Raw genomic sequence first — 13,843 nt, 5'->3', positions numbered from 1 at the left:
CGCGCGCACATGGGCCGTGGCAGTCGTGCGTCACGGACGTCTGGCCGCCTCGGGGATCGTGCCGGCCGGGGCCGCCCCCCTCCCCGTCATCGACTCACTCAGGGCGGGCGCCACGACCGTGCGACCCGGACCCGGGCCGTTCTCCGGCGCCAGCGCCTCGGAGATCCGGAACGTGCACAGATGGATCGACTCCGCACCCACCCGCATCGTGTCGGTCACGGGTTGCTGGGCCCTCCCCGTCGACGGTGCCCACACCCTGACCGCATGGGCGGATCGAGCCGAACGGGCGGCCGCGGAGACGAGCAGAGCAGGGATCAGTCCCGCGCGACGCTGAAGGCCGCCCACCTGTCCAGGAGTCCGGCCGCCTCGCCGTCGTCCACCGCCCTCGCGGCGCGATCCACCGCCGACGTCATCGCGGTCACCAGGTCGGCTCCCGGCTCGAGTCCGTCGAACGCCACCAGCGCAGCCGCGGAATTGAGCAGGACGGCATCCCTGACGGGGCCCTTCTTACCCGCCAGCAGGTCCCGGGCGACGCCCGCGTTGTGCTGCCCGTCCCCCCCACGCAGCTCCTCGATCGCGCACGTGCTCATGCCGAAGTCGCCGGGGGCGATCTCGTCCTCCTCGATCCGACCGTGCGAGACGCGCAGCACCCGGGTCGGTCCTGTCATCGTGATCTCGTCCAGGCCGTCCGAGCCACGGACCACCAGCGCTGACCGGCCACGAAGTGCGAACACCTCGGCCATCACGGTCATGAGCCTCTCGAATGCGCACCCGATGAGGTTGGCGGCGGGGGCGGCGGGGTTGGTCAGCGGCCCGAGGATGTTGAACACGGTCGGGATACCGATCTCCCGCCGGGGCGCGGCGGCGAAGCGGAGTGCGGGATGGAACACGGGGGCGAAGCAGAAGGCCACACCCACTTCCTCCACACACCGGGCGACTTCCTCCGGCCCCAGGTCGATCGCCACCCCGAGAGCCTCGAGGACGTCGGCTCCTCCGCTCTTGGAGGAGGCAGCACGATTGCCGTGCTTGACCACGGGCACTCCGCAGGCGCTCACGACGAGAGCGGACATGGTGGAGATGTTGACCGTTCCCTGCCGGTCGCCACCGGTCCCGACGATGTCGACGCAGGGCCGAGAGGTCGGCACCCGTCGCGAGTAGTCGAGCATCGTGGAGGACAGGGCGTCCAGTTCCGGACCCGTCACACCCTTCATGTCGAGCGCGACACCGAACGCCGCGATCTGCGCATCCGTCGCGAGGCCCTCCATGATCCGGGACATCGCCCAGCGCGCGTCCACCGGTTCCAGGTCCTCACCCGCCGTGAGCGTGCCGAGTACCCCGGGCCAGGACCGGCCCTCGTCGAACGCTGCAGAACTCCCCACGTGTCCCGACCTCTCTCCCTGGATCCCGGCGGACCGTCACCGTCCGACCGCACGGTGACAATCGTGCCACCAGCCGCGTCGCCCGTGTCCGCGGACTCCCGTCACGGGGCCCGTCCCGCCACCCGTAGAAGAGCCTGAGAAGCCCCTGATACCCCTGCACGGGGTGCGTCCCCTGACGGGTGACCGGGGAGTTCTATGAACGACCTGCGAAAACGCTGTGGGGACACGCCGAAATCGGGGGTCCCTGCAGCCTCCGCCCACCTCAGGGGTCATACTTGGCCTCGTGACGAGCGCAGTGGATAACTCAGGATCGGCAATGGCTCAGCGCGTTCATTCGCTGAACCGGCCGAACATGGTCAGTGTGGGCACCATCATCTGGTTGTCCCAGGAGTTGATGTTCTTCGCGGGGCTGTTCGCGATGTACTTCGTCTCCAAGGCGAACTCGGGAGGTGACTGGCCCTCCTACCCGACGCACCTCAACGTCCCGTTCGCTCTGACTATCACGGCGATCCTCGTGGCGTCCTCGGTTACCTGTCAGATGGGCGTCTTCGCCGCCGAGCAGGGTGACGTCTTCGGCCTCCGCCGTTGGTACATCATCTCCGCCCTCATGGGCACGGTCTTCCTCATCGGTCAGGCCTACGAGTACGTCATTCTGTACCTCGAGGGCACCACGATCTCGTCCAGCGTCTACGGGTCCGTCTTCTTCATCACCACCGGTTTCCACGGCCTCCACGTGGCGGCCGGCGTCCTGGCGTTCGTCGTCCTCGTCATGCGGACGACCATGTCCCGGTTCACTCCCGCCCAGGCCACGGCGGCCATCGTCGTGTCGTACTACTGGCACTTCGTCGACGTGGTCTGGATCGGCCTCTTCGTCACCATCTACTTCATTCAGTAGTCAGCTGGCCGCAGGACGCTGCGTCCAGCAGGTCCCAACTCCAAAGGGAACTCATAATGAACTCACCTCACCCACCCGCTGCGGACACGCCGTCGCCGGAGCCCGCGGTGAATCCGGCTCGTCCGGCCTCGTCGAAGCGTCGCCGCAAGGCGACCGGCGCGCTCGTCATCGCCGCCGGTCTCCTCGGCGCCGGGGCCATCGCCACGGCCGTCGTTCCCGAGCCCCAGGTCGCGACCGCCCAGCAGGACCAGGCCGCGCTCATCGCCGAGGGCAAGTCGATCTACGACGTCGCGTGCATCACCTGCCACGGCCAGAACCTGCAGGGTGTCGAGGACCGCGGTCCGTCGCTCGTCGGGACGGGCGCGGGCGCGACCTACTTCCAGGTCCATTCCGGTCGTATGCCGGCGGCCAACAACGAGGCCCAGGCCGAGCGCAAGAAGCCGCGCTACAGCGAGCACCAGATCATCGCGCTCGCGGCGTACGTCCACCTCTTCGGCGGCGGTCCCGAGATCGTCACCGATCCCGACGGGTCGATCGCCCAGGGGTCGCTGCGCGGTGCCTCGGGCGAGGCCCGCGCCGAGGAGATCGCGCGCGGTTCCGAGCTCTTCCGCCTCAACTGCGCCTCCTGCCACAACTTCACCGGTCGCGGCGGAGCGCTGTCGGCGGGCAAGTACGCCCCCATCCTCGACCCTGCCAACGAGCAGGAGATCTACCAGGCGATGCTCACCGGTCCGCAGAACATGCCCAAGTTCTCGGACCGTCAGCTCACGCCTGACGAGAAGAAGGACATCATCGCCTTCATCAAGGACACGGACTCCAAGGTCTCGCCCGGCGGCTACGCGCTCGGCGGACTCGGCCCCGTGACCGAAGGTGTGGCCATCTGGCTAGTCGGCATCGTCGCCCTCATCGGTGCGACCCTCTGGATCGGATCCCGTTCATGAGTGAGACCCCCAAGAACCCGTCCCCCGCGGACCTCGACCGGATGAGCGACGCCGAGCTCGTCCGGTTGGGAACCGAACTCGACGAGGTCGACGTCCGATTCCGCGAGAACCGGTGGCCGGACGGTGTCACCACGCGATCCGAGAAGCGTGCCGCACGAGTCGTCACCACCTGGTTCGCACTGTCCGCGGTCCTCGCGCTGGCCTTCGCCGTCATCTACATCGCCTGGCCCTGGGAGTACCGCGGCCAGGGCGAGGACGGCTACTGGCTCTACATGGTGTACACGCCCCTCCTCGGCCTGACGATCGGCCTGTCGATCCTCTTCCTGGGCTTCGGTGCGGTGCAGTTCACCAAGAAGTTCATCCCCGAGGAGATCTCGGTCCAGACCCGTCACGACGGACCGTCGGAGGACGTCGACCGTCGGACCCTCGTCGCCGGACTCAACGACTCCTGGAAGACCTCGACCCTCGGCCGTCGCAAGGTCATGGGCGGCTTCCTCGGAGCGAGCGTGGCCCTCATCGGTCTGTCCGCGATCCTGCCGCTCGGTGGCATGGTCAAGAACCCGTGGCGCCGTGGGGAACTCACCATCGCCGGAGACGGCACCCTGCACACCACGGGGTGGACCCTCGCGTCGGACACCCGTCCGGACGGGCTGCCGGCCGAGAAGGTGTACCTCGGTCGCGACACCGGCAAGGTCTACCCGGACGGCCATCCCCCCGCGGGTGAGGGACGCCTCGAGCGCATCCACGTCGAGGACCTCTCAGCCGGTGGACTCGAGTCGGTCTTCCCGCTTCCCGAGAGCGCCCTGGGCGACTTCGAGGAGCACATGCACTCGATCCACGGGGCGCGCAACTCGGTCATGCTGATCCGCTTCCGCCCCGCCGACTCGGCCCGGGTGATCAAGCGCAAGGGCCAGGAGAACTTCAACTACGGCGACCTCTACGCCTACTCGAAGATCTGCACGCACCTGGCGTGTCCCACCTCACTGTACGAGCAGCAGACGCACCGCTTCCTCTGCCCGTGCCACCAGTCGCAGTTCGACGCGCTCGAGTACGCGAAGCCGATCTTCGGCCCCGCCGCGCGCGCACTGCCGCAGTTGCCCATCGCGGTTGACAGCGAGGGTTACCTCGTCGCCAACGGTGACTTCATCGAGCCGGTCGGACCTGCCTTCTGGGAGCGTCGTTCATGAGTAACAACACCAAGCTCGCGACGATCGGGGAGAACCTCGACTCGCGATACACCATGGCCAAGGGCATGCGTCGGCAGATCAACAAGGTCTTCCCCACGCACTGGTCCTTCCTGCTGGGCGAGATCGCCCTGTACAGCTTCATCATCCTGCTGATCTCGGGTGTGTACCTCACCCTCTTCTTCGACCCGTCGATGTCGAAGGTGATCTACCAGGGTGCCTACGCGCCCCTCAACGGCATCGAGATCTCCCGGGCCTACGAGACCGCGCTCAACATCTCGTTCGAGGTCCGCGGCGGCCTGTTCGTGCGCCAGATCCACCACTGGGCGGCACTACTCTTCGTCGCCTCGATGATCGTCCACATGATCCGCATCTTCTTCACCGGCGCGTTCCGTCGCCCGCGTGAGGCCAACTGGGTCATCGGTTGCGTGCTGCTGCTGCTGGGCATCGTCGAGGGCTTCCTCGGCTACGGCCTGCCGGACGACGTCCTGTCGGGAACCGGCATCCGGATCACCTCAGGCATCATCGTCGGGCTCCCGGTGATCGGGACCTGGATGCACTGGATGATCTTCGGCGGGGACTTCCCCGGCGATCTCCTGATCCCGCGCTTCTACATCCTGCACGTGCTCATCATCCCCGCTATCATCCTGGCCCTCATCGCCGCGCACCTCGCGCTGGTCTGGTACCAGAAGCACACCCAGTTCCCCGGGCCCGGCCGCACGGAGAACAATGTCGTCGGCGTCCGGATCCTCCCGGTCTTCGCCGTCAAGTCCGTCGCGTTCGGCGCCATCACCGTCGGCATGCTCATGCTCTTCTCGGGCCTGTTCACCATCAACGCCATATGGAACCTCGGGCCATACAACCCATCCCACATATCGGCCGGCTCGCAACCCGACTGGTACATGCTGTGGACCGAGGGCGGCGCCCGCGTGATGCCTGCGTGGGAGATCTACCTGGGGAACTACACCATCCCCGCCGTCCTCTGGGTGGCTGTGATGCTCGGCGCGATGGTCGCGGTGATGTTCCTGTACCCGTGGATCGAGGCCAAGCTCACCGGTGACACCGCGCACCACAACCTGCTCCAGCGTCCGCGCGACGTGCCGGTTCGTACCGCCGCCGGCGTCATGGCCATCACGTTCTACGTGATCCTGGTGTTGATGGGATCCAACGACCTCATCGCGTATCACTTCAACATCTCGCTGAACGCCACCACATGGGCGGGCCGGATCGGTCTGATCCTGCTGCCGCCGGTCATGTACTTCTTCACCTACCGTCTCTGCCTGGGTCTCCAGCGGGCCGACCGGGAGGTCCTGGAGCACGGGATCGAGACCGGCATCATCATGCGGATGCCGCAGGGCGAGTTCGTCGAGGTCCACCAGCCGCTGGGCGGGATGGACGAGCACGGTCACGCGGTTCCGCTCGAGTACGCGGGTGCCAAGGTGCCCACGAAGATGAACCAGCTCGGTGCGGCCGGCCGGCCCCCGCGGGGCGCACTCACCGCCGACCCCGTCGACGAGGTGCGTCATCTCGACGACGCCGATCACGGCAAGCACGACCGCGAGCACTCGATGCTCACCACGTTGCAGCAGGAGAACCGTACGCGTCGCCACGACGAGCACTGATCCACCGCTGACACCCGACCGCGGGCCGGAGCTCCGAGAGGAGTTCCGGCCCGCGGTCGTCTCGCCTCCTCCACCGGGGGCGAGTGATCTTTCGGGAGCGGGTGATCTGTCGGGGGGTCGACGTCGCGGGCCGCGTGACACCGGCCTCACCCCGGCGCCTGGGACGTCCTCCTCATGGGACGGGTTGGGCCGGAGGCCCGTGGGACCACCCGGGAGGTGCGGTCACCGTGCCCGGCCACCCGCGAGAGGTGGCGGGCGCTCCGGTCACCGGGCGACCGGAGCGGGGTTCACCGGCAGCGGCTTCCCGGCCATGTCGGCCACGGCCCGGAAGGCCATGGTCATGCCCGACCCCAGGGGAACCCCGGGACCCGGGTATGCCTCACCGGACACCGACGCCGACGAGTTGCCGGCGGCGTAGAGGCCCGGGATCGGTGCACCGTCGGTACCCACCACGGCCCCGTTCGGGTCGATCACGGCACCACCCTTGGTGCCCAGGTCCCCCAGCACCAGGCGCACGGCGTGCAGACGATCGCCCCCCAGGGGCCGCAGGCATTCCTCGGCAGTGGAGGCGCCGAGGAAGAACCTCCCGTACGGATCCTCGCCCCGTCCGAAGTCGTCATCTCTGCCCTGCGCGGCATGGCCGTTGAACCGGGTGACGCTCTCGGCGAGGACGTCCGGATCGATACCGATGGCCTGGGCCAGCTCCCCGATCGTCGCTGCGGTGTGCCAGAGCCCGGCCGCCCGCAGCTGCTCGGGATCAGGGGCGGGGACGCAGATCGCCGGATACCCGCCCGCCTCCGAGTCATCGAAGACGAACCAGAACTCCTCGCCCGCTCCGTCGTCCATCCGGGCGTGCATGCGACGGCCCATCTGGTCGTACGGCAGGAGTTCGTTGGCGAAGCGACGACCTGCGCCGTCGACGATGATCCCGGAGCGGAAACCGAGGGTGAACGCCGCGTGCCCGTTGGGGAACAGTGTCGCCGGACACCACCATGACTGGTCCAGCAGGTCGAGTCTGGCCCCGACCTCGTCGAACATGCGGACGGCGTCCCCGGAACCGGTATCCGGGTGGGAGGCCGACCAGTCAGAGGTCGGCATCCGCTGCCACCGTCGACGCAACTCCGTCGACCGCTCGAATCCGCCCGCGGCGACGAGTACGCCCCGCCGTGCGCGAATCGACCGCAGGCCCGAGCCCTCTCGCACCTCGACCCCCACGACCCGCCCGTCGTCGTCGCGGATAAGTCGCTCCGCAGCCGTCGACAGCCAGAGCTCGGCCGCCTCCATGTCATCCAACGCCAGCACGAGCCGGGCGACCCAGGCGCGGCCGCCCTCCAACCTGGCGGTGTCCTCCGGGGAACCGAACTGATCCGACGGCACCGAGGAGCGGATATCTCCGGTGCGCTCACCCACCTCCTCCCCCTTGATGGGCTTGGGGTAGATGCTTCGACCCACCTCCTGGCGTCCGGGTGCGTCGAAGTAGTCGGGGAACGCCTGGAATCTCGTGGGGATTCCCAGTGTGTCCTGGAGAAAGTCGACGACCATCGGCCCGGTGTTCAGGTACGCGTCCTGTAGGTCGTGGTCGGTCCGGTCGCCCACGACGGCGCGGAAGTAGGTGCGGCCCGTGTCCACCGAGTCCTCCAGCCCGTCGCGGGCGAGGACGGCGTTGCCGGGCAACCACACCGCGCCGCCCGAGTACGCGGAGGTGCCCCCGAAACGGTCCGTCTTCTCGAGGAGGCAGGTGGACAGCCCCCGCGAGGCCGCCGCGGCCGCGCCGAAGAGCGCCGCGACGCCCGATCCCACCACAATCACATCGAACTCTGCATCGAACGTGCCGGCCTGCGTCGTCACGGGCTCTCCTCATCTCGTCGTCACGGGCACACGGCCCGGACACCGGCCGTGGGCCGACGCCTACTAGAACACGTTCTACACTAGCGGCCCGGCGCGTTTCCGTCGCCCGACCGGCGGGTTTCGTGACTCCTCCACGTCGTGCGGGCATGATCGCGGTGTGACGCGCAACGAGGTCGAACACACCGAGGACGGTCGCTACATCGTGGTCAGGGGGAGGCGATGGAGGGCCACCGATCCGTCGATCCCGGACACGCTCAGGACCGAACTCGTCTCCGCGCTCATGACCGGCCGCCGGCTCGTGAAGTCCGAGGGTGACGCCGCGCGGGTGATGGTGCACGACGCCAAGACCGCGCTGGGCGAGCGCGGCGACCCCTGGTGGGATCCGACCGAGGAGGGGACGCGGAACCGGTTGGCCGCGACGATCCGAACGCTGCTCCGCTCCCGCGGCGAGGGCTCGATCTGCCCCAGCGACGCCGCCCGCACGGTGGGCGGCGAACAGTGGCGCGAGCTCATGGACACCGCCCGACAGGTCGCCCTGGATCTCCGAGCGGACGGCGTCGTCGCCATCACGCAACGTGGCCGGGTCGTCTCCGGAGCCGACATCCGAGGCCCGATCCGCATCGTGGCGGCGGACGCGCTCGACTTCCGGCCACCGACGGACGGCAGCGTGGCACGGGACTGAAGCTACCAGCCGGTAACCCCCGCCATGTCGCGGTTCGCGGCCTTGTACGATCACTTCTGGTAGGAGACATTCACCAGATCGCCCCGTCCCCCTCTCACGGCGGGTCGTCCAATGGAAAGGCATACACCCTTGCGTCGCACAGTGTTCAACGAAGACCACGAGGCCTTCCGCCAGACCATCCGCGCCTTCATCGAGTCCGAGGTGTCCCCCCATTTCCAGGAGTGGTTCGACGCGGGCATCGTGCCGCGCGAGTTCTACTACAAGCTCGCCGATCTCGGGGTCTTCGGCATCAACGTCGACGAGGAGTACGGCGGCGCCGGGATCAACTCGCACAAGTTCGAGGCCATCCAGTCCGAGGAGACCGCCCGGGCGGGCGTGAACTTCGGTGGATCGGGCGTTCACGTCCTGCTGGGCCTGCCCTACATCAAGGCCCTGGCGACCGAGGAGCAGAAGCAGCGTTATCTGCCCAAGTTCGTCTCCGGCGAGGAGATGTGGGCGCTGGCCATGACCGAGCCGGGCACCGGCTCGGACCTCGCCGGCATGAAGAGCACCGCCAAGCTCTCCGAGGACGGCACCCACTACGTCCTCAACGGTGCCAAGACGTTCATCACCGGCGGTGTCCACGCCGACCGCGTGATCGTCTGCGCCCGGACCGCTCCCCCGCGCGAGGACGACCGTCGCTTCGGCATCTCCCTCCTGGCCGTCGACACCAAGCTCGCGGGTTACTCCGTGGGACGCAAGCTCGACAAGGTCGGTCTGCGCACCTCCGATACCGCGGAGCTGGCCTTCAGCGACGTCAAGGTCCCTGTCGAGGACCTGCTCGGCGAGGAGAACCGTGGTTTCTACTACCTCGGCCAGAACCTGCCGTCCGAGCGCTGGGGAATCGCGTACGGCGCCTACGCCCAGGCCGCGGCCGCGGTGCGCTTCGCCAAGGAGTACACCCAGCAGCGCACGGTCTTCGGCAAGGAGGTCGCCTCGTTCCAGAACACCAAGTTCGAACTCGCCGCCTGCCAGGCCAAGGTCGACGCGGCGCAGGCCGTCGCCGACCGCGCGCTCGAGGCACTCGACGAGGGAGAGCTGACCGCGGCCGAGGCCGCATCGGCCAAGCTGTTCTGCACCGAGATCGCGGCCGAGGTCATCGACCGTTGCCTGCAGCTGCACGGCGGATACGGGTTCATCAACGAGTACCCGATCGCCCGCCTGTACACGGACAACCGGGTCAACCGGATCTACGGCGGGACCAACGAGGTCATGAAGACCATCATCGCCAAGGACATGGGACTGTAGTCCCCCACCGGGCCTGATCCGGGCCGGGACCTGCGCGCCGCGCGGGTCCCGGCCCGAGCTCGTTCCCGGGTGATGCCCCCGACGTCGGAGACGCCACGACCGCGGGTTGCCGACATGAGTCCCGGCTTCGGGCGGTGATCCGTGAACAAACGAGGCCCCCACCGCGTCTCGCGGTGGGGGCCTCGTGGGGTCTGACCGTCGGTCAGTGCTTCTCGCGGCCCCAGTGGTACTCGAAGACCAGGGCACAGGCGGTGATGATCAGCGCGGTCGCGCCACCGAGCAGCACCCACCAGTTCCAGAACGCCGCGCCGAAACCGATGATGAGGATCGAGAAGGCGATGAAGAACGGCCAGAAGCTGTGCGGGCTGAAGAACCCGAGCTCGCCGGCGCCGTCGGAGATCTCCGCCTCCTCGTAGTCCTCGGGAAGCGTGCTGATGCGCCGCGCCACGAAGCGGAGGTACCCACCGATCAGCAGGCACAGCCCGGCGGAGAGCACGAGGGAGGTGGAGCCCACCCACTCAATCCCGGTGCGCGAGGTGCCCGTGAGGTAGGTGTACGCGATGGCCATGATGGCGAGGAAGACCACCAGTCCGTCGAAGATTCTTACTGTTGCGTTCATCGTGCAGGAGCCCTTCGCGTGATACCGGGAGACGTCAGTTAGCGGATGCGTTCTCGATGATGTTGTTCTGGTCGCGGGTATCGCTGCGGCCGGTCTTGAACGGTGCCGTGGACGTGGAGTAGGGCTCCTCGCCGATCGACGCCAGCGCCTCCGCGTTGGACGCGGTCGGGTTGTCCTGGCGGAACTGGATGTACTCCGCGAAGGCCTCCGGCGACACCGCCCTGAGCTCGAAATTCATCATCGCGTGGTACGCGCCGCACATCTCGGCACACCGTCCGACGAAGGCACCCTCACGCTCGATCTCCGCGATCTGGAACATGCTCAGCTGCTGGTTCTGGCCGGGGTGCGGCATGACGTCCAGCTTGTAGATGAACTCGGGGATCCAGAAGGAATGGATCACGTCGGCCGCCGCGAGGCGGAACTCGACGCGGGTTCCGGTCGGCAGTACGAGTACCGGGACCTCTTCCGAGGTGCCGACGGTCTCGATGTTGTTGAAGTGGAGGTACGACTTGTCCTCGGCGAGGCGACCATGGATCGGACCACCGGCGGCGGGCTCGCCGTCGTGACCGAGTGCCATGCGCTGCTCCTCCGAGAGGACGCCGGCCTCCTCGGCCGCACGCTGGGCCTCCTCGTTGGTGCCGTCCTCGATGGACACACCCGCGACGTCGACCTTGTTGTACCCGAACTTCCAGTTCCACTGGAACGCGGTGACGTCGACCTTGACGCCGACCTCTTCCTCCGGCCGGAGGTCGAGGACCTTGTTCTGCGTGATGACGGTGAAGTAGAAGAGCACCGAGATGATCACGAACGGCACCGCCGTGTAGACCAGCTCGAGCGGCACGTTGTACGCGGTCTGACGCGGGAACTCGCCGTCGTCGTTCTTCCTCTTGCGGTGGAAGGCCATGGTCCAGAAGATGAGGCCCCACACGAAGAACCCGACGACAAGCGAGGTGATGACGGTGATAGTCCAGAACTCCCTGATGGCGATGCCCTCGGGCGTGATCCCGTTGGGGAACCCGAAGTTCATGGTCTGGTTCCACCATTTGTTGTCGGTGTGGAGGCTGCAACCGGACAAAATCAAGCCCAATGTGCCGAGCGACACCGCGAGTGCAGCCCTGCGCGTCCGACGACGCCCGTCACGCTGTTCCACCATCACGCCTTCCTGATCAGCGGCACCGACCACGTGGCCGGGACACTTAGGAATCGTAGACCACGGCTCTCAGTTTGGAAGCCGCGGGTCCCGGCATTTCACCGAACCCACCCCTCCGCCGTCCGGCGCGGCGGGCGGGAGCCCCGGGACCAGTAGTATTCGAACCCATCGTGGCCCGCAGACGCGGGTTCTCCCCCACCCCCGACGACGATCGACGAGGTACCCGACGAATGTGTGGCCTGCTTGGTCTGCTCACCCCCGACGGCTCCGCCCGCGCCCAGGAATCGAGGGTTCTGGGCGCGATGGGGTGCCAGCGTCACCGCGGTCCGGACGAGGTGGGGACCTGGGTCGACGACGACCTGGCGTTCGGCTTCAACCGTCTGTCGATCATCGACATCGCGCATTCGCATCAGCCGCTGCGCTGGGGTCCGCCCGAGGCCCCCGACCGCTACGCCCTGACGTTCAACGGGGAGATCTACAACTACGTCGAACTCCGTGCGCAGCTGCGTGAGGAGTTCGGTGCCGAGTTCCGGACCGAGGGCGACGGGGAGCCGATCGTGGTGGCGTTCCACCACTGGGGCCCCGCCGCCGTCCGCCGGCTCCGCGGGATGTTCGCCTTCGCGATCTGGGACACCGTCGAACGCACCCTCTTCGTGGCCCGCGACCCCTTCGGGATCAAGCCCCTCTACATGGCGACCGGTCCCGGGGGCACCGCGTTCGCGAGCGAGAAGAAGTCGATCACCGAACTGATCGACCTCCTCGCCGTCGACACCTCTCTCGACACCCGCGCCCTACAGCACTACGTCACCCTCCAGTACGTCCCCGAGGACGAGACGCTGACCCGCGGTGTCCGCCGCCTGGAATCCGGTTGCCACGCGACCCTCTCCCCCGGCGCCGCTCCGGTGATCGAGCGCTTCTTCGAGCCGACCTTCCCCGTGGTCCCTGTCGCCGACGGCGATTCCGAGCGCCGCTACGAGGAGATCGCCGTGGCCCTCGAGGACTCCGTGGCCAAGCACATGCGCGCCGACGTCACCGTGGGTTCGTTCCTGTCCGGCGGCATCGACTCCACCGCCATCGCCGCGCTCGCCCGGCGTCACAACGAGAACCTCCTCACCTTCACCACGGGGTTCGAGCGGGAGGGTTACTCGGAGGTGGACGTGGCCGCCGAGTCCGCCGCGGCGATCGGTGTGGAACACATCGTCAAGGTGGTCTCGCCCGAGGAGTTCGCCGCCGCGATCCCCGAGATCATCTGGTACCTCGACGAGCCGGTCGCCGATCCGGCCCTGGTCCCGCTGTACTTCGTCGCCCGCGAGGCCCGCAAGCACGTCAAGGTGGTCCTGTCCGGCGAGGGCGCGGATGAGCTCTTCGGCGGATACACCATCTACAAGGAGCCGCTCTCGCTCGCACCGTTCGAGAAGATCCCCGGTGGCCTGCGCCGCGCACTGGGAAGGGTGAGCACGCGGATCCCCGAGGGCACCCGTGGAAAGAGCCTGCTGCATCGCGGATCCATGAGTCTCGAGGACCGCTACTACGGCAACGCGCGCTCGTTCTCCGAGGACCAGGTCCGCTCGGTCCTCACCGACTACCGTCCCGAGTGGAGCCACCAGGACGTGACGGCTCCGATCTACGAGCGCTCCCGCGGGTGGGACCCTGTCGCCCGGATGCAGCACCTGGACCTGTTCACGTGGCTCCGCGGGGACATCCTGGTCAAGGCGGACCGGGTCACCATGGCCAACTCACTCGAGCTGCGCGTGCCGTTCCTCGACCGCGAGGTCTACGAGGTCGCCTCCCGCCTGCCGTACACGGAGAAGGTCGCTCACGGGACCACCAAGTACGCGCTCCGCAAGGCGCTCGAGCGGATCGTGCCGGCGCACGTGCTGCACCGGAAGAAGCTCGGCTTCCCGGTTCCGACCCGCCACTGGCTGGCCGGACCGGAGCTGCACGACTGGGCGCGGGCGCAGGTCCTGGCCTCGGGCACCGACGAGTTCGTGGACAAGGCCGCCGTGATGCGCATGCTCGACGAGCACCGCCGTGGCGAGTCCGACCACAGCCGCCGGATCTGGACGATGCTGTGCTTCATGATCTGGCACGGCATCTTCGTGGAGGGGCGCATCACCCCGGACATCGAGCAGCGGGACTACCCCGTGCGCCTCTAGCCCGACCCGGCCCCGCCGCCAGCCGGATCCGAACTCGGGCCCCCGCGGGCCCGACCCATCGAGAAGAGCGTTCCGCACAC

At 67.8% G+C, this 13,843-nt stretch carries 11 protein-coding genes and 1 pseudogene; 8 read left to right on the top strand and 4 right to left on the bottom strand.

Annotated elements, in window-relative coordinates:
* A pseudogene (locus G6021_RS16895) lies at positions 1-334 on the top strand (hypothetical protein); the annotation flags it as partial.
* On the opposite strand, the gene trpD reads toward G6021_RS16895, so the two are convergent.
* On the bottom strand, positions 315-1,379 hold the full coding sequence (gene trpD, locus G6021_RS03045) for an anthranilate phosphoribosyltransferase (protein WP_182640644.1): 1,065 nt from the start codon (positions 1,377-1,379) through the stop codon (positions 315-317). The pseudogene G6021_RS16895 and the gene trpD sit on opposite strands and share 20 nt — an antisense overlap.
* Positions 1,380-1,662: 283 nt before the next feature.
* Here trpD and G6021_RS03040 point away from each other — a divergent pair, with 283 nt between their 5' ends.
* Genes G6021_RS03040 through G6021_RS03025 form a run of 4 tightly spaced genes read left to right on the top strand, consistent with a single transcriptional unit; the run spans position 1,663 to position 6,021 of the window.
* Positions 1,663-2,274, top strand: a complete 612-nt coding sequence (locus G6021_RS03040) for a heme-copper oxidase subunit III (RefSeq protein WP_182640643.1) — start codon at positions 1,663-1,665, stop codon at positions 2,272-2,274.
* Positions 2,275-2,330: 56 nt separating this feature from the next.
* Positions 2,331-3,215 (top strand): cytochrome c, encoded by an 885-nt coding sequence (locus G6021_RS03035; protein WP_182640642.1) that lies wholly within the window; start codon positions 2,331-2,333, stop codon positions 3,213-3,215.
* Positions 3,212-4,402, top strand: coding sequence for a ubiquinol-cytochrome c reductase iron-sulfur subunit (locus G6021_RS03030; protein WP_182640641.1), 1,191 nt, complete (start codon positions 3,212-3,214; stop codon positions 4,400-4,402). The genes G6021_RS03035 and G6021_RS03030 overlap by 4 nt, the downstream gene beginning before the upstream one ends.
* The gene (locus G6021_RS03025) at positions 4,399-6,021 is read left to right on the top strand and encodes a cytochrome bc complex cytochrome b subunit (RefSeq protein WP_182640640.1); all 1,623 of its coding nucleotides are present in this window, start codon (positions 4,399-4,401) and stop codon (positions 6,019-6,021) included. The genes G6021_RS03030 and G6021_RS03025 overlap by 4 nt, the downstream gene beginning before the upstream one ends.
* Before the next feature lie 264 nt (positions 6,022-6,285).
* On the opposite strand, the gene G6021_RS03020 is transcribed toward G6021_RS03025, so the two are convergent.
* Complete coding sequence (locus tag G6021_RS03020) at positions 6,286-7,869, bottom strand: FAD-binding protein (protein ID WP_182610025.1); 1,584 nt, start codon at positions 7,867-7,869, stop codon at positions 6,286-6,288.
* Between the two features lie 157 nt (positions 7,870-8,026).
* On the opposite strand from G6021_RS03020, the gene G6021_RS03015 reads away from it, so the two are divergent.
* On the top strand, positions 8,027-8,551 hold the full coding sequence (locus tag G6021_RS03015) for a DUF3253 domain-containing protein (protein WP_179525030.1): 525 nt from the start codon (positions 8,027-8,029) through the stop codon (positions 8,549-8,551).
* 129 nt (positions 8,552-8,680) lie between these two features.
* The gene (locus G6021_RS03010) at positions 8,681-9,838 is read left to right on the top strand and encodes an acyl-CoA dehydrogenase family protein (RefSeq protein ID WP_179525029.1); all 1,158 of its coding nucleotides are present in this window, start codon (positions 8,681-8,683) and stop codon (positions 9,836-9,838) included.
* Positions 9,839-10,040: 202 nt separating this feature from the next.
* Here G6021_RS03010 and G6021_RS03005 read toward each other — a convergent pair whose 3' ends face one another.
* Complete coding sequence (locus tag G6021_RS03005) at positions 10,041-10,457, bottom strand: cytochrome c oxidase subunit 4 (protein ID WP_182610026.1); 417 nt, start codon at positions 10,455-10,457, stop codon at positions 10,041-10,043.
* Between the two features lie 34 nt (positions 10,458-10,491).
* On the bottom strand, positions 10,492-11,610 hold the full coding sequence (locus G6021_RS03000) for a cytochrome c oxidase subunit II (RefSeq protein ID WP_182640639.1): 1,119 nt from the start codon (positions 11,608-11,610) through the stop codon (positions 10,492-10,494).
* Positions 11,611-11,837: 227 nt separating this feature from the next.
* Between G6021_RS03000 and asnB the strand changes: the two genes are divergently transcribed.
* Positions 11,838-13,763: an asparagine synthase (glutamine-hydrolyzing) gene (gene asnB / locus G6021_RS02995; RefSeq protein ID WP_182640646.1), complete on the top strand. Its 1,926-nt coding sequence runs from the start codon at positions 11,838-11,840 to the stop codon at positions 13,761-13,763.
* Positions 13,764-13,843 lie beyond the last annotated feature (80 nt).

Source organism: Dietzia sp. CW19 (assembly GCF_014145265.1).
Classification (GTDB): domain Bacteria; phylum Actinomycetota; class Actinomycetes; order Mycobacteriales; family Mycobacteriaceae; genus Dietzia; species Dietzia natronolimnaea.
The sequence above is the reverse complement of the archived record's forward strand: the minus strand, read 5'-3'. Positions and strand labels throughout refer to the sequence as shown.

What these genes read in the sequence shown, in the direction of transcription:
- G6021_RS03030 (WP_182640641.1), top strand. Translation starts at nt 3,212, where the DNA reads ATGAGTGAGACCCCCAAGAACCCGTCCCCCGCGGACCTCGACCGGATG.
- G6021_RS03025 (WP_182640640.1), top strand. Translation starts at nt 4,399, where the DNA reads ATGAGTAACAACACCAAGCTCGCGACGATCGGGGAGAACCTCGACTCG.
- G6021_RS03035 (WP_182640642.1), top strand. Translation starts at nt 2,331, where the DNA reads ATGAACTCACCTCACCCACCCGCTGCGGACACGCCGTCGCCGGAGCCC.
- G6021_RS03005 (WP_182610026.1), bottom strand. Translation starts at nt 10,457, where the DNA reads ATGAACGCAACAGTAAGAATCTTCGACGGACTGGTGGTCTTCCTCGCC.
- G6021_RS03000 (WP_182640639.1), bottom strand. Translation starts at nt 11,610, where the DNA reads ATGGTGGAACAGCGTGACGGGCGTCGTCGGACGCGCAGGGCTGCACTC.
- asnB (WP_182640646.1), top strand. Translation starts at nt 11,838, where the DNA reads ATGTGTGGCCTGCTTGGTCTGCTCACCCCCGACGGCTCCGCCCGCGCC.